At 70.6% G+C, this 1,024-nt stretch carries 1 protein-coding gene; it reads right to left on the bottom strand.

The features are described from left to right. Positions 1-1,024: phosphopantetheine-binding protein (locus BLW48_RS34865; protein ID WP_143047893.1), on the bottom strand; the 1,024-nt coding region annotated here is incomplete at both ends.

The following is a 1,024-nucleotide window of genomic DNA, read 5'->3' as shown; positions in this document are numbered from 1 at the left end:
GCTGCTGGGCCAGCGTGGCCTCGGACACGTCGAGCACCTGCAGCACCGGTCGCGCGTCTTCCTCAGGAAGAACCGCCTGCTGTGCCACATCGTCCGTGTCGGGGAAGATGGTGCGCAGGCTCTCGTGGCGCGCGGCGACATCGCACAGGGCCTGTGCCAGGGCCTCGCCATCGAGGGGGCCGGCCAGGCGCAGTGCCAGGGGGATGTTGTAGGTGGCGCTGGGCCCGTCCAGGCGGTACAGGAACCACAGGCGCTGCTGCGCGAAGGACAGAGGGACTTGTGCAGGCCTGGGCATGGCGCGCAGGGACATCCGGGCAACTTGTGCGTTGCCCAGGGCGCGCGTGAGTTGCGCGATGGTGGGCGCCTCGAAGAGCGCGCGGATGGCCAGCTCGACGTTGAGGGTGGAGCGCGCGCGGCTGATGAGCTTGGTGGCCAGCAGGGAGTGGCCGCCGAGGTCGAAGAAGTTGTCGTCGATGCCGACCTGGGGCAGGTGCAGGATCTCTGCGAAGAGGGCCGCGAGGATCTCCTCCTGGGGGGTGCGTGGTGCGCGGATGGATCGCGGGGTGAAGTCCGGCGCGGGCAGTGCCTTGCGGTCGAGCTTGCCGTTGGGGGTCAGCGGCAGAGCTTGCAGGACCACGATGGCCGCGGGGACCATGTAGTCGGGCAGGGACTGCGAGAGGCTGCGGCGCAGCGCGGCGGTGTCGATGAGGGCCTCGGCGGCCGAGTCGGTGGCCTCTGGCACCACATAGCCCACGAGCTGCTTGTGGCCGGGAGAGTCCTCGCGGGCGATGACGGCGGCCTGTGCGACCAGGGGCAGGCGTGCGAGTGCGGCCTCGATCTCGCCGGGCTCGATGCGAAAGCCTCGGATCTTGACCTGCTGGTCGGCGCGTCCGAGGAAGTCGAGCACGCCGTCTGCGCGCCATCGTGCGAGGTCGCCGGTGCGGTACATGCGGCTGCCGGGGGCACCCAGGGGGTTGGCGATGAATCGCTCGGCGCTCAGGCCGGGGCGGTTCAGGTAGCCGCG

It is taken from the genome of Variovorax sp. YR266 (assembly GCF_900107295.1).
Taxonomy (GTDB): domain Bacteria; phylum Pseudomonadota; class Gammaproteobacteria; order Burkholderiales; family Burkholderiaceae_C; genus Variovorax.
Note: the sequence above shows the minus strand (reverse complement) of the source record. Positions and strands in the feature narration are given on the sequence as shown.